The organism is Pseudarthrobacter linnaei, from assembly GCF_055412825.1.
On the sequence record NZ_JBVAYX010000004.1, the window covers coordinates 56557 to 83360 of the forward strand.

Annotated in this window: 26 protein-coding genes; 19 read left to right on the forward strand and 7 right to left on the reverse strand. The window is 67.4% G+C overall.

Annotated features, from left to right (window positions below):
* Positions 1 to 67 precede the first annotated feature (67 nt).
* The 14 genes from ffh (at position 68) to ACZYZ3_RS05465 (ending at position 11231) form a co-directional block, all read left to right on the forward strand.
* Positions 68 to 1654, forward strand: a complete 1587-nt coding sequence (gene ffh / locus ACZYZ3_RS05400) for a signal recognition particle protein (protein ID WP_463962811.1) — start codon at positions 68 to 70, stop codon at positions 1652 to 1654.
* 58 nt (positions 1655 to 1712) lie between these two features.
* Positions 1713 to 2462, forward strand: coding sequence for an alpha/beta fold hydrolase (locus tag ACZYZ3_RS05405; protein ID WP_463962812.1), 750 nt, complete (start codon positions 1713 to 1715; stop codon positions 2460 to 2462).
* 85 nt (positions 2463 to 2547) lie between these two features.
* A complete protein-coding gene (locus ACZYZ3_RS05410) occupies positions 2548 to 3648 on the forward strand; it encodes an amidohydrolase family protein (RefSeq protein ID WP_463962813.1) in 1101 nt (366 codons plus the stop codon).
* A gap of 80 nt (positions 3649 to 3728) precedes the next feature.
* Positions 3729 to 4604 carry a VOC family protein gene (locus ACZYZ3_RS05415; RefSeq protein ID WP_463962814.1) on the forward strand — a complete coding sequence of 292 codons (876 nt, stop codon included), beginning with the start codon at positions 3729 to 3731 and terminating at the stop codon, positions 4602 to 4604.
* 467 nt (positions 4605 to 5071) lie between these two features.
* Positions 5072 to 5509, forward strand: a complete 438-nt coding sequence (locus tag ACZYZ3_RS05420; protein WP_463962815.1) for a hypothetical protein — start codon at positions 5072 to 5074, stop codon at positions 5507 to 5509.
* A 204-nt stretch (positions 5510 to 5713) separates the two neighbouring features.
* Complete coding sequence (rpsP, locus tag ACZYZ3_RS05425; protein WP_463962816.1) at positions 5714 to 6136, forward strand: 30S ribosomal protein S16; 423 nt, start codon at positions 5714 to 5716, stop codon at positions 6134 to 6136.
* 1 nt (position 6137) lies between these two features.
* The gene (locus tag ACZYZ3_RS05430; protein WP_224046810.1) at positions 6138 to 6380 is read left to right on the forward strand and encodes an RNA-binding protein; all 243 of its coding nucleotides are present in this window, start codon (positions 6138 to 6140) and stop codon (positions 6378 to 6380) included.
* Between the two features lie 112 nt (positions 6381 to 6492).
* Positions 6493 to 7053 carry a ribosome maturation factor RimM gene (gene rimM, locus ACZYZ3_RS05435; protein WP_463962817.1) on the forward strand — a complete coding sequence of 187 codons (561 nt, stop codon included), beginning with the start codon at positions 6493 to 6495 and terminating at the stop codon, positions 7051 to 7053.
* Positions 7054 to 7863: a tRNA (guanosine(37)-N1)-methyltransferase TrmD gene (trmD, locus tag ACZYZ3_RS05440; protein WP_463962818.1), complete on the forward strand. Its 810-nt coding sequence runs from the start codon at positions 7054 to 7056 to the stop codon at positions 7861 to 7863.
* 231 nt (positions 7864 to 8094) lie between these two features.
* On the forward strand, positions 8095 to 8454 hold the full coding sequence (gene rplS, locus ACZYZ3_RS05445; protein WP_463873931.1) for a 50S ribosomal protein L19: 360 nt from the start codon (positions 8095 to 8097) through the stop codon (positions 8452 to 8454).
* Between the two features lie 128 nt (positions 8455 to 8582).
* Positions 8583 to 9263, forward strand: a complete 681-nt coding sequence (lepB, locus tag ACZYZ3_RS05450) for a signal peptidase I (RefSeq protein ID WP_463962819.1) — start codon at positions 8583 to 8585, stop codon at positions 9261 to 9263.
* Positions 9264 to 10127, forward strand: a complete 864-nt coding sequence (lepB, locus tag ACZYZ3_RS05455; protein WP_463962820.1) for a signal peptidase I — start codon at positions 9264 to 9266, stop codon at positions 10125 to 10127. It begins immediately after the preceding gene.
* Positions 10128 to 10138: 11 nt separating this feature from the next.
* Entirely contained in the window at positions 10139 to 10810 is a 672-nt protein-coding gene (rnhB, locus tag ACZYZ3_RS05460) for a ribonuclease HII (RefSeq protein WP_463962821.1), read from the forward strand.
* A 94-nt stretch (positions 10811 to 10904) separates the two neighbouring features.
* Positions 10905 to 11231, forward strand: coding sequence for a DUF2469 domain-containing protein (locus ACZYZ3_RS05465; RefSeq protein ID WP_463962822.1), 327 nt, complete (start codon positions 10905 to 10907; stop codon positions 11229 to 11231).
* Between the two features lie 44 nt (positions 11232 to 11275).
* Here the strand turns inward: ACZYZ3_RS05465 and ACZYZ3_RS05470 are convergent, their stop codons facing one another.
* Positions 11276 to 12832, reverse strand: coding sequence for a hypothetical protein (locus ACZYZ3_RS05470; protein ID WP_463962823.1), 1557 nt, complete (start codon positions 12830 to 12832; stop codon positions 11276 to 11278).
* Positions 12833 to 13206: 374 nt separating this feature from the next.
* On the opposite strand from ACZYZ3_RS05470, the gene ACZYZ3_RS05475 reads away from it, so the two are divergent.
* The 5 genes from ACZYZ3_RS05475 to ACZYZ3_RS05495 all read left to right on the forward strand — a co-directional run bounded on the left by ACZYZ3_RS05475 (position 13207) and on the right by ACZYZ3_RS05495 (position 18221).
* Positions 13207 to 13563 carry a YraN family protein gene (locus ACZYZ3_RS05475; protein ID WP_463962824.1) on the forward strand — a complete coding sequence of 119 codons (357 nt, stop codon included), beginning with the start codon at positions 13207 to 13209 and terminating at the stop codon, positions 13561 to 13563.
* The gene (locus tag ACZYZ3_RS05480) at positions 13564 to 15111 is read left to right on the forward strand and encodes a YifB family Mg chelatase-like AAA ATPase (RefSeq protein ID WP_463962825.1); all 1548 of its coding nucleotides are present in this window, start codon (positions 13564 to 13566) and stop codon (positions 15109 to 15111) included.
* A 74-nt stretch (positions 15112 to 15185) separates the two neighbouring features.
* Entirely contained in the window at positions 15186 to 16376 is a 1191-nt protein-coding gene (dprA, locus tag ACZYZ3_RS05485; protein WP_463962826.1) for a DNA-processing protein DprA, read from the forward strand.
* A gap of 113 nt (positions 16377 to 16489) precedes the next feature.
* Complete coding sequence (locus tag ACZYZ3_RS05490) at positions 16490 to 17416, forward strand: tyrosine recombinase XerC (protein WP_463962827.1); 927 nt, start codon at positions 16490 to 16492, stop codon at positions 17414 to 17416.
* 301 nt (positions 17417 to 17717) lie between these two features.
* The gene (locus tag ACZYZ3_RS05495) at positions 17718 to 18221 is read left to right on the forward strand and encodes a DUF3145 domain-containing protein (RefSeq protein WP_056426723.1); all 504 of its coding nucleotides are present in this window, start codon (positions 17718 to 17720) and stop codon (positions 18219 to 18221) included.
* Between the two features lie 182 nt (positions 18222 to 18403).
* On the opposite strand, the gene fabF is transcribed toward ACZYZ3_RS05495, so the two are convergent.
* From fabF to aceE, 6 genes are all read right to left on the reverse strand, one after another.
* Positions 18404 to 19639 (reverse strand): beta-ketoacyl-ACP synthase II, encoded by a 1236-nt coding sequence (gene fabF, locus ACZYZ3_RS05500; RefSeq protein ID WP_463962828.1) that lies wholly within the window; start codon positions 19637 to 19639, stop codon positions 18404 to 18406.
* A gap of 152 nt (positions 19640 to 19791) precedes the next feature.
* Positions 19792 to 20037 (reverse strand): acyl carrier protein, encoded by a 246-nt coding sequence (locus ACZYZ3_RS05505; protein ID WP_463962829.1) that lies wholly within the window; start codon positions 20035 to 20037, stop codon positions 19792 to 19794.
* Between the two features lie 130 nt (positions 20038 to 20167).
* The gene (locus tag ACZYZ3_RS05510; RefSeq protein WP_463962830.1) at positions 20168 to 21229 is read right to left on the reverse strand and encodes a beta-ketoacyl-ACP synthase III; all 1062 of its coding nucleotides are present in this window, start codon (positions 21227 to 21229) and stop codon (positions 20168 to 20170) included.
* The gene (locus tag ACZYZ3_RS05515; RefSeq protein WP_463962831.1) at positions 21226 to 22155 is read right to left on the reverse strand and encodes an ACP S-malonyltransferase; all 930 of its coding nucleotides are present in this window, start codon (positions 22153 to 22155) and stop codon (positions 21226 to 21228) included. Before ACZYZ3_RS05515 ends, ACZYZ3_RS05510 begins: the two co-directional genes overlap by 4 nt.
* Before the next feature lie 87 nt (positions 22156 to 22242).
* Entirely contained in the window at positions 22243 to 23487 is a 1245-nt protein-coding gene (locus ACZYZ3_RS05520; protein ID WP_463962832.1) for a PucR family transcriptional regulator, read from the reverse strand.
* Between the two features lie 239 nt (positions 23488 to 23726).
* Positions 23727 to 26507 (reverse strand): pyruvate dehydrogenase (acetyl-transferring), homodimeric type, encoded by a 2781-nt coding sequence (gene aceE / locus ACZYZ3_RS05525; protein WP_463962833.1) that lies wholly within the window; start codon positions 26505 to 26507, stop codon positions 23727 to 23729.
* Between the last annotated feature and the right edge of the window lie 297 nt (positions 26508 to 26804).

Here is a 26804-nt window from a genome sequence, read left to right on the forward strand (position 1 = left end):
TCAGTCGCGACGCTGGCGTGCCGGACCGGCCGCCATCTGTAGATCCACTGAAAGAAGTGCACGGCGCGTGTTCAATTCACTCTCTGACCGGTTGACAGCAACCTTCAAGAATCTTCGTGGCAAGGGCCGCCTGACCGAGGCGGACGTTGACGCCACGGTCCGCGAAATCCGGCGCGCCCTCCTGGACGCCGACGTTGCCGTGCCCGTGGTCCGCGAATTCACCGGCCGTGTGCGCGAACGTGCCCTCGGCGTCGAGGTATCGGCCGCCCTGAACCCCGGCCAGCAGATCGTGAAGATCGTCAACGAGGAGCTCGTCGAGATCCTCGGTGGCGAGACCCGGCGGATCCGCCTCGCGAAGACCGGGCCCACCATCATCATGCTCGCCGGCCTCCAGGGTGCCGGCAAGACCACCCTGGCCGGCAAGCTGTCCAAGTACCTCAAGGCACAGGGCCACAGCCCCCTCCTGGTGGCCTGCGACCTGCAGCGTCCCAACGCCGTGACCCAGCTCCAGGTGGTCGGCAAGCGCGCCGGCGTGCCCGTCTTCGCCCCGCACCCGGGAGCCACCTCCACCGAACTTGACCACCCGGCCGGCGACCCGGTCTCGGTCGCCCGTGCCGGTGTCGAGGAAGCCCGCCGCACCCTGCACGACGTCGTGATCGTTGACACCGCGGGCCGGACCGGCGTGGATGCCGAGATGATGGAACAGGCGCGCCAGATCCGCCGGGCCATCGTTCCGAACGAAGTGCTGTTCGTGGTGGACGCGATGATCGGCCAGGACGCCGTCAACACGGCCATGGCCTTCGACGAGGGCGTGAACTTCACCGGCATCGTGCTCTCCAAGCTCGACGGCGACGCCCGCGGCGGCGCCGCGCTCTCCGTCTCCTCGGTCACCGGCAAGCCGGTGATGTTCGCGTCCACCGGCGAGGGCCTGGACGACTTCGAGCTCTTCCACCCGGACCGGATGGCCTCGCGCATCCTCGACCTCGGTGACGTGCTCACCCTGATCGAGCAGGCGGAGAAATCCTGGGACAAGGACGAAGCTGCCCGGATGGCGCAGAAGTTCGCCGACCAGGAAGACTTCACGCTGGAGGACTTCCTCGCCCAGATGCAGCAGATCCGCAACATGGGATCCATGAAGAAGATGCTCATGATGATGCCCGGGGCGCAGAACATCCGGCAGCAGCTTGAGCAGTTCGACGAGCGTGAGATCGACCGCGTTGAGGCGATCGTGCGGTCCATGACGCCGCATGAACGCGTCGCCCCGAAAATCATCAACGGTTCCCGCCGGGCCCGGATTGCCCGCGGTTCCGGTGTTCATGTCTCTGAGGTCAACGGCCTGCTGGAACGTTTTGCCCAGGCCCAGAAGATGATGAAGAAGATGGCTGCCGGCGGCGGCATGCCCGGGATGCCGGGGATGCCCGGCATGGGCGGCGGCGGGGCCCGCAAGGGCGCCAAAAGCGCACCCAAGAAGAAGGCCCGCTCCGGCAACCCGGCCAAGGCCGCGCAGGAACTCAAGGAGGCCCAGGCCCGCCGGGCCGAAGGCGCCAAGGCCCTCCCGACCGGTGCCTCGTTCGGCCAGCAGGGCGGCGACTTCGATCCCTCCCAGCTGAACCTGCCCAAGGGCTTCGACAAGTTCCTTGGCGGCGGCAAATAGGGCCTGCCGGCCGAGATGTCGCCAGCCCGTTGCCAGGCCGGTGCCATAAGGTGGGACCATGTACAAGCCGCGCGTAGTCTTCGTCCACGGCGCGGGCAGCTTCGGTGCTGCCGCGTGGCCGAAACAGCACGGAATGGCGCTGGACTACGACGCGCTGTTCCTGCGCCGCCATGGGTATGACCCCACCGCCGAGCCGCTGGAAACGGACTTCGCCGCCGACGCCGCCATCGTCCTTCGTGCGCTGGCCGACGACGGCCGCGGCAGGGCCGGCGGCCACGTCGTCGCCCACTCGCAGGGAGCCATCGCCGCGATGATGGCCGCCGTCGAACGCCCGGACCTGGTGCAGTCGCTGACCCTGGTGGAGCCGGCCTGCCTTTCGCTCACCGCGGAGCTCCCGGCGACGGCGGCGCACCGCGCCCTGATGCAGCCACTCTTCGAGGTCCGCCACCACCTGGGCGATGAGGATTTCCACCGCGAATTTGTCCGCCGGGTGTTCGCAGCCCACACACCGGCCCAGGCGACCCTCGGCGCCCCCAGCCCGGAAGACCAGCGGGAGGCGCGCCGCGTGCGCCTGCAGGCTCCGCCCTGGGAAGCCCCGCTGCAGATCGTCCCCGGCGTCCCCACCCTGGTCCTGACCGGCGGCTGGGAACCGCTCTATGAAGAGATCGCGGGCTACCTGCGGGAGACCGGCGCCGTTCACCGCACCGCGCCGGGAGGGCACCGGCCCCAGGATTCGGCGGAAGGAAACCGGGTCATCCGCGCGTTCATCGCCGACGTCGGCCGGCAGCAGCACTCCGAGGCGTCCTAGCAGCCTCCCTTAGCACCGGGCCGTAGCGCCCGGCTGTCCGGCACCCGGCTGTCCGGCACCCGGTCCGCGGTTTAGGCTTGAAGCCATGACCAGCACCATCGAGTTCAGCGGCCCCATCCTCACCGGCCCCGACTCGGAACGGCGCGGGCTCTGGTCGGTTGACGGCCTGCTGAGCTTCGACCGCCCGGCCGCCGCCCCGGACCTCGTGCTGGACGGCTGGGTTATGCCCGGGCTGGTCGACGCGCACTGCCACATCGGCCTCGGCCCCGGCGGGGATGTCCCGGAGCAGCTGGCGGAACAGCAGGCAATGACCGACCGCGACGCCGGCACCCTCCTCGTCCGCGACGCCGGCGCCGTCCACGACACCCGCTGGCTCGCCCAGCGCGCCGACATGCCCCGCATCATCCGCGCGGGCCGGCACATCGCGAGGACGCGGCGGTACCTCCGGGGCTTCGCCGTCGAGGTGGAACCCGATGGCCTGGTCGAGGCCGTGCGCAAGCAGGCCCGGGCCGGGGACGGCTGGGTCAAGCTCGTCGGGGACTGGATCGACCGCGACGCCGGCGACCTCGCGGCCAGCTTCCCGGCCGGGACGCTGAAAGACGCCGTCGCCGCCGCCCACGACGAAGGCGCCCGCGTCACGGCACACTGCTTCGCGGAGGACACGCTGGATGACATGCTCGACGCCGGGATCGACTGCATCGAGCACGCCACCGGCCTGCTCCCGCGGCACCTGCCGCGTTTCGTTGAACAGGGCGTTCCGATCGTCCCCACACTCATCAACATCGCCACGTTCCCGGACATCGCGGCGCAGGCTGCGGCCAAGTTCCCCCGGTACGCGGCGCACATGCGGTCCCTCTGGGAGCGCCGGGCAGAACGTGTGCTGGCAGCCTTCGAGGCCGGCGTCTCGATCTACGCCGGGACGGACGCCGGCAGCGTGATCCAGCACGGGCGCATCGTCGATGAGCTCCAGGCGCTGCACGCCGCCGGACTCCCGGCCGCAGCGGCACTCGACTCCGGCGCCTGGGCCGCCCGGACCTGGCTCGGGGCGGACGGGATCACCGACGGCGCCAGCGCCGACGTACTGGTCTGCGCCGGGGACCCGCGCCGCCACCTGGCCACCCTGCAGGACCTCCGGCACATCGTCCTGCGCGGAGAACTGGTCCGCCAGAACCAGCCCGCCCATTAGGAATAAATTGAAGCTTCAAGTAATTTGACTCTATGAGGGTCATCGACGGTCGGTGGCCACCGAAGCACCGGAGCGATCACATGACTGCAGAAACCAGCACCCGGGATCTTCTTCCCGCCGAACTCACCATGGGCACCGTGATGCTCAAGGTCGGCGACATGAAGCTCATGACGGACTATTACCAGCGCGCCCTGGGCCTTGATGTCGTGGCCGAGCAGGACGGCGGACTCTACCTCGGCCGCCGGCAGAAGCCGCTGGTCCACCTCGCGCCGGCGCCCGGGCTGAGCGTCCCATCCCGCGGCGAGGCCGGACTCTTCCACACGGCCCTGCTGTTCGGGGACCAGACCTCCCTCGCCGCCACCGTCGCCAGCGCGGCGCAGTACGAGCCGCAGTCCTTCAGCGGCAGCGCGGACCACCTGGTCAGCGAAGCCTTCTACTTCACCGATCCGGAGGGCAACGGCGTCGAGCTCTACTGGGACCGTCCCCGCGACGCCTGGTCCTGGGACGGCAAGAATGTGGTGATGGACAGCCTGGCCCTGCCGCCGCAGCGCTACCTCGAGCAGCACCTCACCGAGGAATCCGTGACCGGCCAGCGCGAGGCCGAGGCCGGCGTCGGGCATGTCCACCTGCAGGTCGGCGACGTCCAGTCCGCGCAGGACTTCTACGTCGGAACGCTCGGGTTCGAAAAGACGGCGGGCTGGCACGGACAGGCGCTCTTCGTCTCGGCCGGCGGCTACCACCACCACATGGCCATGAACGTCTGGAACAGCCGCGGTGCCGGCCCCCGCCGCGACACCCTGGGCCTCGGTGAGGTGCTGATTGAAGTGCCGGCGGGAGACGACGTCGGAGCCCTCGCCGACCGGCTCAGGACCGCCGGGGTCCAGTCCCACCACACCGGCGCCGAACTGCGCTTCGAGGACCCGTGGCGCAACCGCATCCGCGTCGCCGTTCGCTGAGTTCCCGCCGTCCCCGTCACCCACTGCCGCAGCCACCAGCCCCGCGCGGACACGTCCCGCGCCGGCGGCAGCGAATGGACATAGTGCCCATATGCCCATTGGCGCAGGTCAGTGGAGGCCATGTCCACCCGGCAGGGACGAGCCAGGCAGGGCGCGACGGGGTTTGAAGAGTACATCTCCGCCGTTCGCCGACAGCACGGTGGGGCATGTCCACCCTTCGCCGAAAGCACGGTGGGGCATGCCCACCCTTCGCCGAAAACACGGTGGGGCATGCCCACCCTTCGCCGAAAACACGGTGGGGCATGTCCACCGGTCGAGGCCAGCCATGGACATAGCGGCTATATGTCCATTGGTGGCGGTCAGGGGAGGGCATGTCCGGTCGGGACGTGGCCGGGCGCAAGCGGCTAGGCTGAAGCGACGCCAAGAAACAGCGGCCCCGCGCCGCCGGACAGCTAAGGACGAGCTCCATGGGATTCACCGAAGTCTTTGTTTCCACCCACGATGAAGCCCTCAAACGTGCTGCCGCCCTCGGCAGCGGGGCCGCCGCGGCCTCCGGGGCCGTCCGGATGGCGGACATCACCGACTTCGAAGTCGAGCGCCTCGGCGACCTGGCCGGCACTGCCGTCCACGCCTCCGGCGCCGACTACGAGCTCGCCATGGTGGATGTCGCCAGCGACTCCCTGCTCGGCGTGCCCCCGGCGATGGTCCGTGCCCTGGCCGAGCTGCTCAGCTATGAGACCGAGGGCGAGGGCAACGTCCTGGACGACGTCGCCGAAAGCTGGGCCGCCGAAGAGGACATGCCCTTTGGTGCAGAGCAGGCCGCCAGCTACGTCCGGCAGCTCGCCGAACTGGCCGCCGGGGTCGACCCGGCCAGCAAATCCGGCCTCTACGTCTGGACTTCCTGACCCGCATCAGCCTCCAAATCGACCGGTTGAGGGTGTCAAGTCGAATTCCTGCCGCTGATCTGGCACAATAAACAGGTACTCGATCTGCGTGGCCCCTCTCTCCGCGTCCGGATCCTGTCCTTTTAGAACCCCCTAGTACGGCCCGCCCCACGGGTGCAGAACGCCGGGCTCGACCCCGTTTCAGAAACAGGAGTGACCACAAAAGTGGCCGTAAAGATTCGCCTTAAGCGCTTTGGCAAGATGCGCGCACCGTACTACCGCATCGTCGTCATGGACGCACGCTCCAAGCGTGACGGCCGTGCCATCGAAGAGATCGGCAAGTACCACCCGACCGAAGAGCCCTCGTACATCGAGGTCGACGCGGACCGTGCCCAGTACTGGCTCGGCGTCGGCGCCCAGCCGTCCGAGCAGGTTGCCGCGATCCTCAAGATCACCGGTGACTGGCAGAAGTTCAAGGGTCTCCCGGGCCAGGAGGGCACCTTGAAGACCAAGGCTCCCAAGGCTGCCTTTGTTACCCCGGAAAAGGGTTCCGTGATCATCCCGGAAGCCATCACCAAGAAGGCCAAGAAGGACGATGCAGCCGAGGCTCCCGCCGACGCCGCAGCAGAGACCACCGAGGCTGAGTAACTTGCTGGCAGAAGCGCTCGAACACCTCGTCCGCGGGATCGTTGACAGTCCTGACGATGTCAAGGTCAGTGCGAAGAACAACCGCCGCGGGGACACCCTCGAAGTGCGCGTTCATCAGGACGACCTCGGACGGGTGATCGGACGTCAGGGCCGCACCGCACGTGCTTTGCGCACTGTGGTGGCAGCGCTGGCGGACGGCGAGCCGGTCAGGGTCGACGTAGTCGACACCGACCGCCGCCGGTAACGCTTCCAGCAAAACTTGTTTTGAGTCCGGCCCCTTCACCAGATAATGGTGGAGGGGCCGGACTGCTTTCTCCCGCAGCCCCACCAAACACCAACCCCGAACAGAGGAACAGATGCAGCTTCAGGTGGCACGAATCGGCAAGCCCCACGGCATCCGCGGCGAAGTGACCGTCCAGGTGCTCACCGATGCGCCCGGCGACCGCTTTATCCCGGGAACCCAGTTCGTGGTGGAGCCTGCCTCGGCGGGCCCGCTCACCATCCTCAGCGCCCGCTGGAACAAGGACATCCTGCTGCTCGCCTTCGAGGAGATCGAGACCCGCAACGAGGCGGAGACCGTCCGCGGAGCCAAGCTGTTCATCGAAACCGAGGAACTCGACGCCGATGACGACGACGAGGGCTGGTACGAGCACGAGCTCGAGGGCCTGGAGGTCCGCGTCGGTGACCAGGTGGTCGGCAAGGTTTCCGGTCTCCGCACCCTCCCGGTCCAGGACCTGCTCGTCGTCACCGCCACGGACGGCAAGGAAGTCCTGATCCCCTTCGTCGAGCAGATCGTCCCCGAGGTCAACGTCGGGGAAGGCTACATCCTGGTCACCCCGCCGCCTGGACTCTTCGAGGTCAACGTCGAGGATGAGGCCACGTCCGAAGGCCGCGCCGACGCCGGGGACAAGGCCTAGATGAGGGTCGACGTCGTCAGTATCTTCCCCGGGTACCTGGCGCCGCTGGAACTGTCGCTGATTGGCAAGGCGCGCCAGGACGGGCTGCTGGAGCTCAACGTCCACGATCTCCGGGACTTCACCACGGACCGTCACCGGACCGTCGATGACACTCCTTATGGCGGCGGCGCCGGCATGGTCATGAAACCCGAGCCGTGGGCCCGGGCCCTGGCTGCCGTCGCGGCGGACCGCCCCAGCGGCGCGGCCAAGCCGGTCCTGATTGTGCCGTCACCGGCGGGTGAGCGGTTCACCCAGGCCGCCGCCCAGGAACTCGCCGGGGAAGAGCGGCTGGTGTTTGCCTGCGGCCGCTACGAGGGCATCGATGAGCGCGTGATGGAATGGGCGGCCGGGCACTTTACGGTGCGCCCCATGAGCCTGGGCGACTACGTCCTCAACGGCGGCGAAGTGGCGGTGCTGGCGATGGTCGAGGCCATCGGGCGCCTGCTGCCCGGCGTCGTCGGCAACCCCGAGTCGCTCGTGGAGGAGTCTCACTCGGACGGCCTGCTGGAGTACCCCGTCTACACCAAGCCCTCCAGCTGGCGGGACCGCGAGGTCCCCGCGGTACTGCTGAGCGGCAACCACGGCAAGATCGCCCAGTGGCGCCGGCACGAGCAGTACCGACGCACCGCTGACCGCCGCCCGGACCTGCTGGAGCAGTTCGACGCCGCCAGGCTTCCCCGCGCGGACCGCACCGCCTTCGCGGACCTCGGCTACGACATCGTCGACGGCCGTCTCACGCGCCGCGCGGACTCCGGCGGGGATTCCGCCTGACCGGATTGGCTGGACGGCCCCGGATGTGGCAAAATTAGTCCTTGTGCCTGCTGGGTGCGAACCTGCCACAGGGGGAGCGTCACCAACAGTGCGGCACCCCGGCGCCGCCAACTCCTGACGGAGCCGGATTGACAAAAATTTTCGGCGGGAATTTCCGGGCCGCAATTGCACCCGGGCTTGGCCGCCGTGACCCCACGTGAAGGACCTGTGGCGTTCACCAGGAGTGAATCAATGCATATCCTCGATTCTGTAGACGCAGCCTCGCTGCGCACCGATGTTCCCGTCTTCCGCGCGGGTGACACCCTCAAGGTGCACGTGAACATCATCGAAGGCAAGAACTCCCGCGTCCAGGTCTTCCAGGGCTTCGTCCTGGGCCGCCACGGCGATGGCCTGCGCGAAACCTTCACCATCCGCAAGGTCTCCTTCGGTGTTGGCGTGGAGCGTACCTTCCCGGTGCACTCCCCGATCATCGAGAAGATCGAGCTCGTCTCCAAGGGTGACGTGCGCCGCGCGAAGCTGTACTACATGCGCGATCTGCGCGGCAAGGCTGCGAAGATCAAGGAAAAGCGCGACTTCCAGACCAAGAAGTAGTCCTTTCCGACTTCAACCACAGCCTTCCCCGCAGGCTTCCACCGCGGGTCCACGGACCGTGTCCGGCCAGCGCCGGAGCATCCGCAACAGCGCTGTTCAGTTGAGAAAAGCGTTAGAGGATACGGATCATGGAACACACAAAACGCCAGCCCAGGAAACTCGGCTGGCGTTTTGTGTTCCTTGCCGTGGTGCTCGCTGTGCTCATCAGCGGCCTGGTCCGCTCAATGTGGCTTGACGTCTACTACATCCCCTCCGCCTCGATGGAGCCGATGTTCCGCGAGGGGGACAGGATCCTCGTCTCGCGCACGGACTTCCGCGCCGAGCCGGTGGACCGCGGCGACATTGTTGTCTTCGACGGCCGGGGCTCCTTCGCCCCGCTGGACAGCGGCAACGGTCCGGTCCTGGACTTCCTCGGCGGCATCGGGCGCTGGGTCGGACTCGCCGGCGGCGACACCACCTACATCAAGCGCGTCATCGGGCTCCCCGGTGACCACGTGGTCTGCTGCGACGGCGGCGGCAGGCTCACAGTCAACGGCCAGCAAGTTGCGGAACCCTATCTCTTTAAGGGTGACGCCCCGAGCGAGCTGAAATTCAGCGTGATCGTGCCCGCCGGGCGGCTCTGGCTGATGGGGGACCACCGCGCACTGTCGGCCGACTCCCGCAGTCTTCTCGGCGCCCCCGGCGGAGGCATGGTGCCGCTGGACCGGGTGATCGGACGACCCGTCCAGATCATCTGGCCGATTGATAGATTTACAGCAGTAGGACGGCCCGCGGAGGCCGCCATGACAACAGCGAAGAACGGACAGTAAATGCCCGAGACCGGACCCCGGACTCCAGATCCGCAGGGGCAGGACCAGCCCCGGGTCGCCTCCTCAGCGGTCCCCGCCGCGGAGCACCCGGCCGTGCCTGACGTCCGCGCGGATCGTGGGTTCACAGGCGGTCCGGCCCACGCGGGAACCGCGTCGAAGCGTGCGCGCCGGGCGCAGGCCCGGGAGCGGCACAGCCCGCTGTTCCTCTGGGCGAAGGAAGTGGCCACCGTGGTGCTGGTCGCCATCGTGCTGTCGTTCCTGATCAAAACCTTCCTGTTCCGCGCGTTCTACATCCCCTCGGAGTCCATGGTCAACACCCTGGACGTGAACGACCGCATCTTTGTGAACCTCCTGGTCCCCGAGCCGTTCGCCCTGGAGCACGGCGACGTCGTTGTGTTCCGGGACACCCAGGGCTGGCTGGTTCCCATGGCGGAGAAGGAAACGGGCCCCTTCACCTGGGTACAGGACGGGCTGACGTTCATCGGCCTGCTGCCGGATAACTCGCAGCAGCACCTCGTTAAGCGCGTCGTGGGCCTGCCGGGGGACCACGTGGCCTGCTGCGACACCGGCGGCAGGGTCATGGTCAACGGCACATCCGTGGACGAGCCCTACATCAACCCCGCCGAAGTACCCCAGATCCGCGACTTCGACGTCGTGGTCCCCGAGGGGAAAGTCTGGGTCATGGGTGACAACCGGAACCATTCCGCCGATTCGCGCGCCCACACGGACAGCAACGGCGGCTTCGTTGACATCGCCGACATCGAGGGCAAGGCCGCCGTCATTGCCTGGCCGCTGAACCGCATCACCGCCCTCGACAACTACCCGGACGTCTTCCGCGACGTGCCTGACCCGGCCGGAAAGTAGCTGCTGATCGCATGTCCGAAGCCCCCACACTCGACTACGAACGGCGCTTCCGCAGCTCCGGCGCCCGGCTGCTGGCCGGCGTCGACGAGGTGGGCCGCGGCGCCCTCGCCGGTCCCGTCAGCGTGGGTATCGCCGTTGTGGACCTCCAGCAGCAGAAGCTGCTCGCCGATGTGCGGGACAGCAAGCTGCTCAAAGTGGCGCACCGCGAACGCCTGGTGCCGCTGGTCCGGAGCTGGAGTGTGGCGTCCGCCGTCGGGCATGCCTCAGCAAACGAGATCGACGCCCTCGGCATCGTCGCCGCGCTCCGGCTCGCCGGAACCCGCGCCTGGCTTGCGGTCCTGGCTGCCGGGGTGATCCCGGACGTCGTGCTGCTGGACGGCAGCCACAACTGGCTGTCGCCCGAAACCCAGCCGTCCCTGTTCGACGGCGGCCCCGCGGAGCCCGGCTGCGACGCGCCGGTGCACACGCTGGTCAAGGCCGACATGCAGTGCCTGAGCGTCGCCGCGGCCTCCATCCTGGCCAAGGTGGAGCGCGATGGCATGATGCGCGTTTTGCACCACGAACACCCCGCCTTCGGCTGGGACGAGAACAAGGGCTACGGCACCGCCACGCACAAGCAGGCGCTCCGCGCCGCCGGGCCCACGCCGTATCACCGCGTGAGCTGGAGGCTGCTCGCGGACTGACGACCGCACGGTTCCCCCGGACGGCGACAGGGCCAGGGGTGGCGCGGGACGGACTGTGGCGCACGGGGCTCGCCGGATGGTGCAAGATGGAACCATGAGTGCCGAGGACCTTGAAAACTATGAGACCGACATGGAGCTGCAGCTCTACCGCGAATACCGTGACGTTGTCGGGCTGTTCAGCTATGTGGTCGAGACCGAACGGCGTTTCTATCTGGCCAACCACGTTGACCTGCAGGCCCGCAGCGCCGACGGCGAGGTCTACTTCGATCTGACGCTGCAGGACGCCTGGGTCTGGGATGTCTACCGCTCCGCCCGCTTCGTCAAGAGCGTCCGCGTGATCACCTTCAAGGACGTCAACGTCGAAGAGCTCCCGCGCAGCGAGGAACTCGCCCTGCCCAAGGCCGGGGACCTTGGGCACTGATAGAGACGGCAGATGCGTTGCGCTGAAGAGACCACCGCGGCGTGCTACGACTCGATAGCGCCATTCATTGTCGACTGAGTCAGCTGGATGTTTAGTGTCCCCATGTTGACGATGGAGGTTTCCGCCGGGGATTGTTCAACGGCCCAGTCCAGTGCGTTTTGGTCCAGCATCCAGGAATCAGTTTCCTTGAGGAACGAAGATATGTAGCTCGCAGCATTGTGGGCGAACGTGCGTCCATTATCGGAGCGAGAAATATACACGTTGCCAGCCATGTACCGGCGCCACGGAGCAAGTACGTTGATTCCGGAGGAGGCGACGAGGGCAACGTCGAACTCAACAAGAGTTTCGTACGCTTGGAATATTGGCGAAGTGGGGTAGAGATCGACGTCCTGAATCCACACATCAGATCCGAACCTGTCCATGACTTGTTCTGCTACTAGGTATCGTGCGCAAGCAAAGTACGTGATGGGATTGCCCACTCCTGCGGGAAGTCGGGAAGACGACCAAGAAATGGTGGACGGCTTCGACGCTCGATGGCTGAAGCCATGGATGCTCTGCGCGAGCTCGCTAGCTTCTGAGATGAAATCCGATGCCTCGGACTCGGATGCAACAAGGTGGAAGTGAAGGTGGAGATCCGGTTCAGCCGCAGCGTAGAACAGGATGCGAGTCATGTAGCGGCGGAGAAATTCTACGTTTGCCGAGTAAAGGATTGTCCCCGCAGCAGTCTTGGAGATGTCGGTGCCATGCCAAGTAACGTCAACGCCACTGAACCCGGCACTTATTTCCGGGGTACCGTATGTCAGGCTGCCCATATCAAGGTACATGGACTTCACGAGGCCGCGCCCGGATGACAGCGCTGCGCGAAACTCTCCTAGTGCCGACGCCCTTCCTTCCAAAACGCTCAGGACCTGACCACGATGTAGCCGCGATGAAGTGCCCGGAATATTGAAGGCAACGGAGGTGTCGATGAGGTTGAGCAAGGCATTCCGCAGAGCTTCGGGGATCGAAGTGGAGGAGTCCAACGAGACGTGAGTTACCGACTTCTGAGTGGCGGCTCCGTGTCGCTCAAGCACCGAGTGCAACTCCGCTATCGCGGTGAGACTTGCCATCACATTGCCCGGTACCGAGTCTGAATAGGTGTTTCTCTCAGCGAAATGTTCGCAAAGGAGAGCCAATCGGCTGTTCGCAGGTATGTGCCGTACTCGCCGAAGGGTCCGAAGAACGTCGTTGACAATGCGGGTGATCCTGCTTCGCCACTCGGAGTCGCCAAAATACTCCCAGGTCATGAGAGTCTCCAACATGGCTAAGGCTTCCGCCCGGGTCGCCGGCTGAGTGGGCTGCCGTATCCATCGCTCAACTTGAGCCACATGCTTAAGGGTGTCCAAGCGCACGCGGGGTGTGATGGTGTTGGCCGCTCCAGTGGCTCCAATCTCGTCAACCCAGGCGACAGTTTGCTGCATCGGACCGGGCAATTCGTTGTCGGAAACCTCGAATTGGCTGCCAGTCTTCGCCTTGACAATCCGACTTTCCGAAGTCACGCGGTTCTTAAGTCGCAGCACATGCCGTTTATTGGTGTCTGGGGTTATGTGGGTCAAGTCCACTATTAGCACGTTGCTGCTTTCTGTCGGTCATGCGGATTTGGGATCGTCCAATGTGACACCGGAGCGGCAAGCCGGCTCAGTAAGAATTCGGGATCGGGGTGCTGGGTATATTTTCGGCAGCCCTCGACTGATTACTCGTCCGTCGCAAGCTTAGAGATACGTTTGCGTAGCCACAAATTACCTCGGCACTCCTGATCGCATCTGCGGTCGCGCCTGGGCCCCCGCTTGGAGCGCCGCTTACGCCGGTCACATCATCCATACCGGCGGATTGGGAATCCTTCAGCGCGGTCTCAGCTGTGCATCGTTCTTCGGAGATTTCCACATAGAGGATTTGCCTAGTGTGTCGTCTCCTCGCGGGAGCGCACTCTGGGTTCATGAGAGCTAAAGACGTGCTTGGCAGGCGCGGGGAGGAACTCGCGGCCGTTTACCTTAAGGCCCAGGGCATGCGGATCGTGGACCGCAACTGGCGGTGTCCCGAGGGTGAAATCGACATCGTGGCGCTCGACGGCGACATCCTGGTCATCGCCGAAGTCAAGACACGCAGGTCCCTCGAGTACGGGCATCCGTTCGAAGCCGTCGGTGCGGACAAGCTGGCCCGGCTTCACCGGCTGGCCTCCGCGTGGTGCCGTGGCCATGGGCTACGCGTGCCGCTGCGCCGGGTCGACGTTATCGCCGTGCTCGACGACGGCATCGGCGACCCCGCCGTGGAACACCTCAAAGGAGTCGGGTAGGTGGCACTCGGCCGGACCTACGCGGTAGCCCTTGTGGGCCTGAACGGCTACATCGTCGAGGTGGAGGCCGATATCGGCCAGACGCTGCCGGCCTTCATTATTCTGGGGCTTCCTGATGCTTCGCTCAACGAGGCCAAGGAACGGATCCGCTCGGCCGCCCAGAATTCCGGGATTCCACTGAGCCGCCGGAAGATCACGGCCAACCTCATCCCGGCGTCGTTGCCCAAACGCGGCTCCGGCTTCGATCTGGCCATTGCCATGGCAGCACTGCTGGCCTCCAACGATGTGCGGTCCACCGGCCGGACTGTCTTCATTGCCGAACTGGGCCTGGACGGCAGGCTCCGGCCCGTCCGCGGAGTCCTCCCCGCCGTCATGGCTGCGGTACGGTCGGGCTACGCCGACGTCGTCGTGGCGCAGGCCAACGCCGCTGAAGCCGGACTCGTCCCCGGCGCCCGCGTGCAGGGATACACCACGCTGGCCCGCCTGGCCTTCGATTTCGGCGCAGATCCGCGGGACCTGGCGCTCGACTTCGACCCCGCCCCTGACCTGGGCGAACCGGGGGACGGCACTGAGACGTTGCCCCTTTCGCCGCCGGACATGCGCGACGTCTCCGGGCAGGGGGACGCCCGGCGGGCACTGGAAGTCGCCGCCGCCGGCGCCCACCACTTGTTGCTGACAGGTCCTCCGGGCGCGGGAAAAACGATGCTGGCCGAACGGCTGCCCGGGCTCCTGCCGGACCTCGGTGACGCCGAGGCCATGGAAGTGACGGCCATCCATTCACTCTGCTCGCTGACCTCAACCTCGCTGCGGCTTGTGCGCAGGCCCCCGTACGAGAACCCGCATCACACGGCCACTCCGGCGGCCATCATCGGAGGCGGTTCAGGGCTGCCGAGGCCCGGGGCCGCATCCCGGGCGCATCGCGGGGTGCTGTTCCTCGACGAGGCCCCGGAATATGAGCGCCGGGTCCTGGATGCGCTCCGGCAGCCGCTGGAGAGCGGGGAGCTCGTGCTGCACAGGGCCGCAGGAACAGCGGCGTACCCTGCCCGCTTCCAGCTCGTGCTCGCGGCCAACCCGTGCCCCTGCGGCAGGGCCACGGGCAAGGGCATCGACTGCGTCTGCACCCCGACCATGCGCCGCCGGTATCTGGCCCGCCTGTCCGGGCCGTTGCTGGACAGGGTCGACATCCAGCTGCAGGTGGAGCGGGTGTCGCTGGCCGACTTTGGAGTACCCGGGGCAGAGGAGGACACCGCCACCATCGCGGCGCGCGTCCACGCCGCACGGACACGCCAGCTCAACCGGCTGCTTCCCTTCGGCATGGAAACCAACGCCCAGGTCCCGGTGCGCGTCCTCCGGGGTGCCCTGCGGCTCGGCGCCCCCACCACCCGAATTCTGGACCACGCCATGGAACGCGGCGTGCTGACGGCCCGCGGCTACGACCGCGTACTGCGCCTTGCCTGGACCGTGGCGGACCTGGCCCTGCGGGACGTCCCGGAGCCGGACGATGTGGGACTGGCCCTCAACCTGCGGCAGGCAGCCGCCGCCGCGTAGCAGAACGTTCCGCCGGCGCCGCGCGCGAGAGTGCGGCGCAATCCCTGGCCACCAGCCTGCGAAAGGACAACACCATGACAGAGAGCGAACGGACAGCCCGGGCGGCGTTGTCCCGGCTGTTCGAACCGCAGGACGCTGCCGGACTCGCACTCGTCCAAATCGCCGGAGCGGAGGAAGCGCTGAAGATTGCCACCGGTCAGCTGGCCGCAGGAGCGGAGCTGGAGCGGGAGATCTTCCGGCTGCTGGACGAGAACAGCTCGGGCAGCGGCTGGACGGGCCTGGCGACAGCCCTGCAGCGCTGGGCACCGCGGGTCCCTGATCTGGCGCCGGCCCGGGACCTTGCCACCGTGCAGCGGCTCGGAGGCCGCATGATCATCCCTTCGGACGAACTATGGCCCCGGCAGCTGGCCGACCTCGGACTCCAGGAACCGATCTGCCTGTGGTGGCGCGGCATCGAGCAGGAGCTGCCTGCACCCGCCAGATCCATTGCGCTTGTCGGCTCCAGGGACAGCACCTCCTATGGCGCCTCCGTCACCGGGGACCTCGCCTATTCGCTGGCGCAGCGGGGTTTCACGATCATCTCGGGCGGCGCCTACGGGATCGATGCGCACGCGCACCGGGCAGCTCTAGCCGGCGGTTCGTCGGGCACCCTGCCCACCATCGCCGTGATGGCTGGGGGAGTGGACCGTTTCTACCCCTCCGGCAATGAGGAGCTGCTGAGGACCGTCGCGAACCAAGGCGCGGTCCTGGCCGAGGTCCCGCCGGGTTCCGCGCCGACGCGGTACCGGTTCCTGCAGCGCAACCGGCTCATCGCTGCGCTGGCGTCCGTCACGGTCGTTGTGGAGGCCCGGTGGAGATCGGGCGCGCTGAACACGGCGCACCATGCGGAAACGCTGGGCCGGGCCGTCGGCGCTGTGCCTGGGTCGGTGCACAGCGCCAACTCCGCGGGTTGCCACCGGTTGCTCCGGGAAGGCGGGGCGGTGTGCGTCACCGATGCCGGGGAAGTCGCGGAGCTCGCCTCGCCCAGCGGCGAATCACTGCCCGAGGTCAAGACCGGCAGGGCGGCAGTCCAGGATGGGCTGGCCCTGGAGGACCTCATCTTGCTGGATGCCCTGCCGCTGCGGTCCACCACCTCGGTCGAAAAGCTCACCGCCGTCGCGGGCCTGTCCGCGAATTCGGTCCGCGCGGGCCTGGGCAGGCTCGGGCTGCTGGGTCTGGCCGAGTCGCACCGCGGCGGCTGGAAGCGGTCCGGCACGGCGGGCTGAACGGCAGCCGGCTTCCGTCGCCGTCGGGCGGCGGCAGGTCCCAGGCCGGCACCGGACCCGCGGCTCGCCGCCGGGCTCCTTGACCGCCGGGCGATTCCTGCGAGAGTAAGGGGGTGTCCACACCGCATATCCCCGCCGCACTGGCCACGGCCGCCCAGGGTTTCGGCCGCTACCTGGAGGCGGAACGCGGGCGTTCGGTCCACACGGTGCGAGCCTACCTCTCCGACGTCGGAAGCCTCCTTGAGTATGCGGACTCCGAAGGGGTGGAAGACCTCGCCGGGCTGGAACTCGGCACCCTGCGGCGCTGGCTCGGCGCGCAGAGCGAAGCCGGGATGTCCCGCGCCACGCTGGCCCGCCGCTCCGCCACGGCCAGGGCCTTCACCGCCTGGGCCATCCGCGAGGAACTGATCGAAACGGACCCCGCCCTGCGGCTGAAGGGGCCCAAGCGGGAGAAGTCCCTGCCCGGCGTGCTGCATCAGCAGCAGGTCCTCCGGCTCGTCGAAGGTGCGGAAACCGCGGCCGCCGAGGGCGGCCCCCTGCCGCTGCGGGACCGCGCGATGGTGGAGCTGCTGTACGCCACCGGGATCCGGGTCGGCGAGCTGGCCGGCCTCGACGTGGACGACCTCGATCCGGACCGCCGGACCCTGCGGGTGCTCGGCAAGGGCAACAAGGAACGCACGGTGCCCTATGGCCTGCCCGCGGCGCTCGCCGTGGACGACTGGCTGCGCCGGGGCCGGCCCGCCCTCGCCACAGACACCTCCGGCCCGGCACTTTTCCTCGGTGCCCGCGGCAGACGCGTGGACCAGCGGCAGGTCCGCAGTGTCGTCCACGATCTCTTGGAAGCCCTGGGGGACACCGCAGCCACCGGTCCGCACTCCCTGCGGCACTCCGCCGCCACGCACCTGCTCGACGGCGGGGCCGACCTCCGGGCTGTGCAGGAAATCCTGGGCCACAGCAGTCTGGCCACCACCCAGATCTACACCCATGTCTCCGTTGAGAGGCTCCGGCAGAGCTACCAGCAGGCCCATCCCCGGGCCTGAGCCCGGTGCTTCGCGCCGGGCCTGTCGCCGGAAACGGCCCCCGATGGCACGCGGCGCGGCGCGGCGGGAAAGACGCGCCGAATTACACTGGCGTAATGCGGAGGCGTACGGCAGAATGGGAGTCACGCCCGGCAACTTTCAAGTGTCGCTTGAAGCTCTTGAGCATCAAGTACCACCCAGGAACCGGGCAATAGCTTAATAGTCTGGCAAGGACCACCCGTCTCACGGCGGACCCGCGCAACAGACAGACATCCAGGCAGAGGTCGTTGGGGAAGACGTACCTACAGCTATGGAGGATGGAATGTCTGTTGCACTGACCCGCGGTGTGTTGTTCGTTCACTCGGCCCCAACTGCCCTGTGCCCCCACGTTGAGTGGGCCATAGGTTCTGTTGTGGACAAGCGGACGGACCTTGAGTGGACTGCTCAGCCGGCTGCGCCCGGAATGTTCCGGGCCGAGCTGTCGTGGACCGGAAACCCGGGCACGGGGGCTCAATTGGCGTCTGCCCTCCGGGGCTGGGCGCACCTGCGCTACGAGGTCACGGAAGAGCCCAGCCAGGGCGTGGACGGCGGCCGCTGGTCGCATACGCCGGAGCTGGGAATTTTCCACGCCGTCACGGACGTGCACGGCAACATCATGGTTTCCGAGGACCGCATCCGTTACGCCTACGAATCCGGCGCCGGCGACCCGTCGGCGGTCTACCATGAGCTCTCCCTGGCCCTCGGTGAGGCGTGGGACGAGGAACTCGAGCCCTTCCGGCACGCCGCCGAAGGCGCGCCGGTGCGGTGGCTCCACCAGGTCGGCTAGCCCGCCAGGCGGCTAGCCTGCCAGGTCGGCTAGCCCGCCAGGTCGGCAAGAACACTGGGTCTGCTGGACCGCAGGTCCCGCCGCAACCACCCTCCATAGCAGCGCCAAACGACGGATGGCGGCAATGTTCACAAGGAACATTGCCGCCATCGGTCATCCCGGCGTGCTGAGGGCAATTGGAGCTAGATGCTCCGCACCGCGATCACGGCGTTGTGGCCGCCAAAGCCGAAGGAGTTGCTCAGGGCCGCAATGCTGCCGGACGGCAGGTCACGGGCCGTCGTGACGACGTCGAGCGGGATCTCCGGATCCTGGTTTTCAAGGTTGATGGTCACCGGCACCTTGCGGTCGTAGATGGCCATGACGGTCAGTACGGCTTCCACCGCACCGGAGGCGCCCAGCAGGTGCCCCATCTGCGACTTCGTCGCCGAGACCGCGACGCTGTCCAGCTGCTTGCCCAGGGCGGCCTTCAGGGCCGCGTACTCGGGCTTGTCGCCGACCGGAGTGGAGGTGGCGTGCGCGTTGACATGCACCACGTCTTCCGGCTGGATCCGGCCGTCGAACATGGCAGCCTTCAGCGCCCGCGTGGCGCCGAGGCCCTGGGGGTCCGGGGCGGTGATGTGGTAGGCGTCGGCGGTGACCGAGGTGCCGGCCAGTTCGGCGTAGATCCGGGCGCCGCGGGCCAGGGCGTGCTCCTCGGCCTCCAGTACCAGGGCACCGGCGCCTTCGCCCATGACGAAGCCGTCGCGGCCAAGGTCGTAGGGGCGCGAGGCGTGCTCGGGATCGTCGTTGCGGCGCGAGAGTGCCTGCATGGAGGCGAACGCGGCGATCGGCATCGGGTGGATGGCGGCTTCGGCGCCGCCGCAGACGACGACGTCGGCCTTGCCGGAGCGGATCAGGTCCAGGCCCATGTGAACGGCCTCGGTGCCGGACGCGCAGGCGGACACGGGGGTGTGGGCACCGGCGCGGGCGCCCAGGTCAAGGCTGACCGCCGCAGCCGGGCCGTTGGGCATCAGCATGGGCACGGTCATGGGCAGGACGCGGCGGGGGCCCTTTTCGCGCAGCGTGTCCCAGGCGTCCAGGAGGGTCCAGACGCCGCCGATGCCGGTGGCGAAGGCCACGGCCAGACGGTCGTGGTCCACCTCGGTGATGCCGGCGTCGGCCCAGGCCTCGCGGGAGGCGACAACGGCGAACTGCGTGGACGGGTCCATGCGCTTGGCTTCGACCCGGCTCAGGACCTCGGTCGCGGGGGTGGAAGCGCGGGCGGCAAAGTGGACGGGCAGTTCGTACTTGGCCACCCAATCGTCCTCGAGCGTATGAGCTCCGGAGACGCCCTTCAGCGCGTTCTTCCACATTGTGGGGACATCGCCGCCGATGGGTGTGGTGGCACCCAGACCGGTAATGACTACTTTGCGTGCCATGGGATCACTCTCTGTCGGTGCGCCTGCCGTACCGGGACTTGGGAAAGGTTGCCGGGGCCTGCGTTAGAAAAATTTAGGTGGTGCGCTGGATGGTGCCGCAAATGGCGCGGTCCGGGGGTGCTGTTGCGCCCCCGGACCGGCCGGGACCGATATTAGGCCTGTGCGCTGGAGATGAAGCTGACGGCGTCGCCGACGGTCTTGAGGTTCTTGACCTCTTCGTCCGGGATGCGCACGCCGAACTTCTCTTCGGCGTTGACGACGATCGTCATCATCGAGATGGAGTCGATATCCAGGTCGTCGGTGAAGGACTTGTCCATTTCGACGGCCTCGGTGGCCAGGCCGGTCTCTTCGTTGACGATTTCAGCCAGGCCGGCCAGGATCTCTTCGTTGCTAGCCATGATGGCTCCTTTACTTGTTATTGCCGTGGGCAGCCGGTGTGCCGGCAGCTTCGGGCGGAAATGGCTCAAACCGAGGGTTCGGTTTGCTGTGGGATTTAAAGCTGGGGAAAGACGGAAAAGCCGCGAACGCCTACGGAAGCACGATCACCTGGGCACCGTAGACCAGTCCGGCACCGAAGCCGATCTGCAGTGCAAGCCCGCCGCTGAGCTGCGGGTTTTCCTGCAGCAGGCGGTGGGTGGCGAGGGGGATGGACGCTGCGGAGGTGTTGCCGGCGTCGGCGATGTCCCGCGCAACGATGACGGTCTCCGGCAGTTTCAGCTTCTTGGCCATGTCATCGATGATCCGCATGTTCGCCTGGTGCGGGATGAAGGCCGCGAGGTCATCGGCGCTGATGCCGGCGGCGTCCAGCGCCTGCTGGGCCACCTTGGCCATCTCCCAGACCGCCCAGCGGAACACCGTCTGGCCGTCCTGGCGCAGTGTCGGCCAGAGTGCGGCATCGGTGACGGCAGCTTCCTCCGCGCTCAGGGCACCGGGCTGCCTGCCCGCCGTGGCGAGCTCGCGGAGGTCCAGCATGGAGCCGGTCATGCCGATCGCGTTCCATTTGCTGCCGTCCGAGCCCCACACCGACGGGCCGATGCCCGGGGTGTCGGAGGGGCCGATCACGACGGCGCCCGCGCCGTCGCCAAGGAGGAAAGAGATGGTGCGCTCGGTGTTGTCGATGACGTCCGAGAGCTTTTCGGCTCCGACCACCAGGACGTAGTTGGCCGCGCCGGAGCGGACAAGCGCGTCGGCCTGGGCGATGCCGTAGCAGTACCCGGCGCACGCGGCGGAGATGTCAAAGGCCGGCGCCGGCGTCGCGCCGAGACGGTCGGCGAGGCTCGCGGCGGCGGATGGCGTCGCGTAGGGGTGCGTCACGGTGGAGACAATGACGGCGCCGAGCTGGGAGGCCTCGATGCCGGCCTTCTGCAGGGCCTCGCGGGCAGCGCCCTCGGCCATGTCGATCACGCTGATGTCGGCGGGGGCGCGGTGGCGGGTGATGATGCCGGTGCGCTGGCGGATCCACTCGTCGGAGGAGTCGATCCACTGGCAGACGTCATCGTTGGTGACGATCACGGTGGGCCGGTATGCGCCGACCCCCATGATTCGGGTGTTCTCGTGCAGGGGGGCCTGCTTCAACGTGGGCACGCTCATGCCTGTCCTTCCAGTTCTGCGAATAGGGCCAGGGCGGCGGACAGGTCATCCGGGGTCTTGACGGTCACGGTCTTTACCCCAGGCATGCCGCGCTTGGCGAGCCCGGCAAGCGTCCCGGCCGGAGCCAGTTCAATCACGCCGGTCACGCCGCGTTTCACGAGCGATTCCATGCAGAGGTCCCAGCGGACCGGGCGGGACACCTGGGCGATCAGGCTCTCGACGGCGGCGGCACCATCGGTGACTTCCGCGCCGTCGAAGTTGGAGAGCAGGGGGACCTGCGGGTTCCGCGGGTGCAGCGTGGGCAGGAGGGCCTGCAGCGCCGCGACGGCGGGGGACATGTGCCGGGTGTGGAACGCACCGGCCACCTTCAGCGGGATGACCCGCGCTTTGGCCGGAGGGTCCTCCGCAAGGGCCCGGAGCTGGTCCAGGGTCCCGGCCGCGACGGTCTGGCCGGCGCCGTTGACGTTGGCTGCCGTGGCACCGCAGGCCTCGATAGCGGCCAGGACCTCGGCCGGGTCGCCGCCGACCACGGCGCTCATGCCGGTCGGGGTGGCCGCGGCGGCAGCCGCCATGCTGTTGGCGCGTTCACGGACGAAGGCCATGGCTTCGTTTTCCGTCAGTACACCGGCCAGGGCGGAGGCCGTGATTTCGCCGACGGAGTGGCCGGCGAGGATGACCGGCAGGGTGCCGAGCTCGACGTCGAACAGGGACGACGCGGCCACCAGTCCGGCCGCCACGATCAGTGGCTGCGCAACCGCGGTGTCCTTGATGGTCTCCTCATTGGAGGTCGTTCCGTGGGCGGTGAGGTCGATGCCTGCAATTTCGCTGAGGGAGGCCAGGTGGCCTGCGACGGGAGGCAGTTCCAGCCAGGGGGCGAGAAAACCAGGGGTCTGGGAGCCCTGTCCAGGGCAGACGATTGCAAGCACGTATCCAGCTTTCCAAACTACGGCGAGATTATCGGTGCATTCATGCACCAAGCTCACAGGGTCACTTTGTAGGAAGTCTACAACTTCTCAGGGGCTATTCCGCGTCGGCTGCCGTTCTGTGGCGGGCTTCGGCGGTGCCGCAAGCCGGCCGACGACGAGGGCTGTCTGGAGCACAAAGGCCTCCCGCGGCAACAACGGATCCCAGCCCGTGACGTCACAGACGCGCTTGAGCCGGTAGCGCACGGTGTTGGCATGGACGAAGAGTTCGCGGGCCGTGGCCTCGAGCGAATGGCCCAGTTCGAGGTAGGTGCCGAGGGTCTCCACCAGGCCGTTCGAGGCCGCGAGCAGGGGCCGGTAGATGTTCTTGACGAGGGAGCGCCGGGCGGCGTCGTCACCGGAGATCACCCGCTCCGGAAGGAGGTCATCGGCCGCGACCGGGCGCGGCGCGGCGGGCCAGGCACGGGCGGCGGTCAGCCCGGCGAACGCGGACTGGGCGGAGCCGCTGGCCTCCAGCAGGGAACCCGCTTCGGCGCCGTAGACCACCGGGCCCGGGGCGAAGAGCTCGGCCAGCTTCAGGTAGGCGGTTTCACGGTCGTGGAGCCCGCCGAGGATAAGGATGAGCCGGTCGCCCTGGATCCCGACGAGGGCGTCTTCGGCGAACCGCCCGGCCGTGCGGCGCAGATCGCTGACGTAGCTGGCGTTCGGTTCCGACGGCGAATTGCCGACCATGACGGTGAAGCGCTCCTGCGCCTTCCACCCCAGGGCGGCAATCCGGGACCGCAGGGCATCGGTGTTTTCGCCGCGCAGGATGGCGTCCACAATGAGCGCCTCCAGCCGGGTGTCCCATGAACCGCGGGTTTCGGCAGCGCGGGCGTAGACGTCGGCGGCGGCGAAGGCCACCTCCCGGGAGTAGCGCAACACGGCCTCGCGCAGTGCGCCCTGGTCCGCCTGCGGAGCGATCACGGGCACCTGGTCCTCCACCACTTCCACGACGATCCGGATCAGCTGGAGAGCCTTTTGCAGGCTGATGGAGCGGGTGAGCTCGGTCGGGGCGGTGCCGAAAACGTCGGACAGGATCCACGACGGCGAGCTGGGGCGCTCGTACCAGCTGACGAAGGCGGCGATGCCGTTCTGGGCCACCAGGCCCAGGGCCGAGCGCTCGTCAGAGTTCAGCCGGCCGTACCACGGCAGGGATTTCTCGAGCTGGCGCAGCGTCGTCGTGGAGAGCTGGCCGACGCTCGCCCGTAGTTTCTTGAGCGTCTCAACCTTTTCCGCAGGCATCGCCCTCGAGGTGGGCTTGCGTTTTGCGGGAGTGGTGATCGGCTCGGCCATGCATCGAGCATACGGGGCCTGCCGCCCCAGCTCCATTTGTGCAAAGGCTACAAGACGCTTTGTGCTGGATCACAATGCTGGATCACACTGCGGCCCTGGGGCCCTGGGGCCCTGCGGCCATGGTCCGTGCGGCGCCGCGGGCGGACCGGCGTCCGGCACCGGAACTGCCGCAGGGATTAATCGCCGACGGCGGCCCCCGCCACTCGGTGGGGACCGCCGTCGTATTCGCCGGGATGACTCTAGGAGTCGCCGCCCGCGTTGCCGGTGGTGCCGGCGTTGACGTTGTGCAGGCGGTACTTCTCGATCGCCTGGGCCGGGGCCTGGGCATCCACCTCGCCGCGGCGGGCCAGCATCTGCAGCGAACGGACAACCACGGAGTGGATGTCGTTCTTGAAGAAGCGGCGCGCTGCGGCGCGGGTGTCGGAGAAACCGAAGCCGTCAGCACCGAGCGAGGCGAACTCGTTCGGCAGGAACTGGCGGATCTGGTCCGGGACAGCCTTCATGTAGTCGGTGACGGCCACGATCGGACCGGTCGCGCCGGCGAGCTGCTCGGTGACGAACGGGACACGGGCAGGCTGTCCGGGGTTGAGGAACGCCTCTTCCTCAGCCGCCATGGCGTCGCGGCGCAGCTCGGTCCAGGACGTCACGGACCAGACGTCGGCGGAGACGCCCCAGTCCTCGGCGAGGACCCGCTGGGCTTCGAGGGCCCAGGGGACGGACACACCGGAGGCAAGGATCTGCGTGCGCGGGCCGTCAATCTTGGCCGGCGCCAGCAGGTAGATGCCCTTAATGATGCCCTCGACGTCCAGTTCCGCCGGTGCCGGCGGCTGGGAAATCGGCTCGTTGTAGACGGTGATGTAGTACATCACGTTCCGCGACGGGTCGTTATCCGCCAGGCCCGGACCATACATGCGGTTGAGGCCGTCACGCATGATGACGCCGATCTCATAGCCGTAGGCCGGGTCGTACGTGACGACCGCCGGGTTGGTTGCAGCCAGGATCGGGGAGTGCCCGTCGGCGTGCTGCAGGCCCTCGCCGGTCAGGGTGGTGCGGCCGGCGGTGGCGCCGATGATGAACCCGCGGGTCATCTGGTCCGCGGCGGCCCAGAAGGAATCTCCCGTGCGCTGGAAACCGAACATCGAGTAGAAGACATAGATCGGGATCAGCGGTTCGCCGTGCGTGGAGTAGGACGTGCCCGCGGCGGTGAACGCCGCCACCGAACCGGCCTCGTTGATGCCGGCGTGCACGATCTGGCCGGAGATGGACTCCTTGTAGGCCAGGACGAGCTCGCGGTCCACGGACAGGTAGTTCTGGCCGTTGGGATTGTAGATCTTCGCCGTCGGGAAGAACGCGTCCATGCCGAAGGTGCGGGCCTCGTCCGGGATGATCGGAACGATCCGCTGCCCGAATTCCTTGTCCCGCATGAGGTCCTTGAGCAGGCGCACGAAGGCCATGGTGGTGGCCGCCAACTGCTTGCCGGACCCGCGGTTCGCCACCTCGTAGACCTTGTCGCCCGGGAGGGTGACGTCGGTGTGCTTGGAGCGGCGTTCGGGGACGAAGCCGCCGAGGGCGCGGCGGCGTTCCATGAGGTACTGGATCTCGGGGGAGTCCATGCCGGGGTGGTAGTACGGGGGCCGGTAGAGGTCCGCTTCGAGCTGGTCGTCGGTGATGGGGATGCGCAGGTGGTCGCGGAAAGCTTTCAGGTCCGCGAGGGTGAGCTTCTTCATCTGGTGCGTGGCGTTGCGGCCCTCGAAGTGGGTGCCCAGGCCGTAGCCCTTGACCGTGTGGGCCAGGATGACGGTGGGTTTGCCCTTGAACTCGGTCGCGGCCTTGTACGCGGCGTAGACCTTGTTGTAGTCGTGGCCGCCGCGCTTGAGGTTCCAGATCTGGTCGTCCGTGAGGTCCTGGACCATTTCCTTGGTCTGCGGGGTCTGCCCGAAGAAGTGCTCGCGGACGAACGCGCCGGACTCTGCCTTGTAGGTCTGGTAGTCCCCGTCGACGGTTTCGTTCATGATCTTCACGAGCGAGCCGTCTTCGTCCTTGGCCAGCAGGTCATCCCATTCCCGGCCCCAGACGACCTTGATGACGTTCCAGCCCGCGCCGCGGAAGAACGCCTCGAGTTCCTGCATGATCTTGCCGTTGCCGCGCACGGGCCCGTCAAGGCGCTGGAGGTTGCAGTTGATCACGAAGTTGAGGTTGTCCAGCTTGTCGTTCGCGGCGAGCTGGAGCAGGCCGCGGGACTCGGGCTCGTCCATTTCCCCGTCGCCCAAAAACGCCCAGACCTGCTGGTCGGAGGTGTCCTTGATGCCGCGGTTCTGCAGGTACCGGTTGGACTGGGCCTGGTAGATCGCGTTCATCGGCCCGATGCCCATCGAGACCGTGGGGAACTCCCAGAACTGAGGCATCAGCCGCGGGTGCGGGTAGGAGGAGAGGGCATGGCCTTCCTTGGACTTCTCCTGCCGGAACCCGTCCAGATCCTCCTCGGTCAGCCGGCCCTCCATGAAGGCCCGGGCGTACATGCCAGGGGAGGCATGGCCCTGGAAAAAGACCTGGTCCCCGCCGCCGGCGTGGTCCTTGCCGCGGAAGAAGTGGTTGAACCCGACCTCATACAGGGTCGCGGCCCCGGCATAGGTCGAGATGTGCCCGCCGACGCCGATATCGGCCCGCTGCGCCCGGTGCACCATGACCGCCGCGTTCCACCGCAGCCACGCCCGGTACTTCCGCTCGATCTCCTCGTCCCCGGGGAACTCCGCTTCCTGGTCCACCGGGATCGTGTTCACGTAGTCCGTGGTCGTGACCATCGGAACGCCCACGGACTGTGCGCCGGCCCGCTGGAGCAGGCTGCGCATTATGTACTGGGCACGCTCGGTGCCCTGATCCTGAATCAGCGTATCCAGGGACTCCAGCCACTCGGCGGTCTCTTCCGGATCACGATCAGGCAGCTGGTTAGTCAACCCGCTGAGGATATGGGAGGTCTCTTCTCCTGCAGCCACGTCCAACCTCTCTTTGAGCGCATTCATCGGCGCCCTCAGCTCCGGCAGGGTGACTGCCTGGCGTGAACGCGACGTGTGCGACGTATCGGTTACAACTGCCCGGTCATGTGCGCCGGGCAAGGTCCAATCACAACTATGCCCGCCTGCGTCAGCGGGGTGTTCGCCCTCGCGGGCGTAGTCGTCATCAGCCACTCTAGCTGTGACCGCTCGGGGATGCGTAGCGCCCGCATGGGGGTCCGGTCGTATTTGACCGGCATACTGGTTGTGTGACGATGTGCCGCCCGGCGGTGCTCGGATCGCCGTGTGTGACGCAGAATATGGCGG

Bases quoted from the DNA above. Each gene is read 5' to 3' on its own strand.
- ACZYZ3_RS05405 (WP_463962812.1), top strand. From the start codon at position 1,713: ATGTACAAGCCGCGCGTAGTCTTCGTCCACGGCGCGGGCAGCTTCGGT.
- ACZYZ3_RS05410 (WP_463962813.1), top strand. From the start codon at position 2,548: ATGACCAGCACCATCGAGTTCAGCGGCCCCATCCTCACCGGCCCCGAC.
- ACZYZ3_RS05415 (WP_463962814.1), top strand. From the start codon at position 3,729: ATGACTGCAGAAACCAGCACCCGGGATCTTCTTCCCGCCGAACTCACC.
- ACZYZ3_RS05420 (WP_463962815.1), top strand. From the start codon at position 5,072: ATGGGATTCACCGAAGTCTTTGTTTCCACCCACGATGAAGCCCTCAAA.
- rimM (WP_463962817.1), top strand. From the start codon at position 6,493: ATGCAGCTTCAGGTGGCACGAATCGGCAAGCCCCACGGCATCCGCGGC.
- trmD (WP_463962818.1), top strand. From the start codon at position 7,054: ATGAGGGTCGACGTCGTCAGTATCTTCCCCGGGTACCTGGCGCCGCTG.
- rplS (WP_463873931.1), top strand. From the start codon at position 8,095: ATGCATATCCTCGATTCTGTAGACGCAGCCTCGCTGCGCACCGATGTT.
- lepB (WP_463962819.1), top strand. From the start codon at position 8,583: ATGGAACACACAAAACGCCAGCCCAGGAAACTCGGCTGGCGTTTTGTG.
- lepB (WP_463962820.1), top strand. From the start codon at position 9,264: ATGCCCGAGACCGGACCCCGGACTCCAGATCCGCAGGGGCAGGACCAG.
- rnhB (WP_463962821.1), top strand. From the start codon at position 10,139: ATGTCCGAAGCCCCCACACTCGACTACGAACGGCGCTTCCGCAGCTCC.
- ACZYZ3_RS05465 (WP_463962822.1), top strand. From the start codon at position 10,905: ATGAGTGCCGAGGACCTTGAAAACTATGAGACCGACATGGAGCTGCAG.
- ACZYZ3_RS05475 (WP_463962824.1), top strand. From the start codon at position 13,207: ATGAGAGCTAAAGACGTGCTTGGCAGGCGCGGGGAGGAACTCGCGGCC.
- dprA (WP_463962826.1), top strand. From the start codon at position 15,186: ATGACAGAGAGCGAACGGACAGCCCGGGCGGCGTTGTCCCGGCTGTTC.
- ACZYZ3_RS05495 (WP_056426723.1), top strand. From the start codon at position 17,718: ATGTCTGTTGCACTGACCCGCGGTGTGTTGTTCGTTCACTCGGCCCCA.
- fabF (WP_463962828.1), bottom strand. From the start codon at position 19,639: ATGGCACGCAAAGTAGTCATTACCGGTCTGGGTGCCACCACACCCATC.
- ACZYZ3_RS05505 (WP_463962829.1), bottom strand. From the start codon at position 20,037: ATGGCTAGCAACGAAGAGATCCTGGCCGGCCTGGCTGAAATCGTCAAC.
- ACZYZ3_RS05510 (WP_463962830.1), bottom strand. From the start codon at position 21,229: ATGAGCGTGCCCACGTTGAAGCAGGCCCCCCTGCACGAGAACACCCGA.
- ACZYZ3_RS05520 (WP_463962832.1), bottom strand. From the start codon at position 23,487: ATGGCCGAGCCGATCACCACTCCCGCAAAACGCAAGCCCACCTCGAGG.
- aceE (WP_463962833.1), bottom strand. From the start codon at position 26,507: ATGAATGCGCTCAAAGAGAGGTTGGACGTGGCTGCAGGAGAAGAGACC.